General features: G+C 65.4%; 1 protein-coding gene. It reads left to right on the top strand.

Going from position 1 to position 298, the window contains the following annotated elements; translation table 11 throughout:
- Nucleotides 1-298 (top strand): hypothetical protein (locus EN852_RS39065; protein ID WP_135879922.1); only part of this gene is annotated, 298 nt, incomplete at both ends.

Genomic DNA, 298 nt, shown 5'->3' with positions numbered 1-298 from the left:
CCTCAACACCATCCAGGGCGCGGTCGTCGATCATTCGCAGAAGATCACCGACCACCGCGCCGAGCTCTCGCGTGCGCTCGAAGCCGATATGGCCAATGCCAGCGGCCTCATGCAGACCCATGCCGACCAGCTGTCGCAGAACCGCGCGACGCTGTCCAAGGCGCTGGAAGACGATCTCGCGAAGCTGGCCGAAAGCCGTTCCAGCATTGACGGGCTGGTTGCGGGCCAGGTCGAAAAGCTCGCTGAAGGCCGCGACATCCTCCAGCGCGCGCTGGAAGCCGACCTTGCCAAGCTCGCC

Origin of the sequence: Mesorhizobium sp. M2E.F.Ca.ET.209.01.1.1, from assembly GCF_004010375.2 — a bacterium.
Classification (GTDB): Bacteria; Pseudomonadota; Alphaproteobacteria; order Rhizobiales; family Rhizobiaceae; genus Mesorhizobium.
The sequence above is the reverse complement of the archived record's forward strand: the minus strand, read 5'-3'. Positions and strand labels throughout refer to the sequence as shown.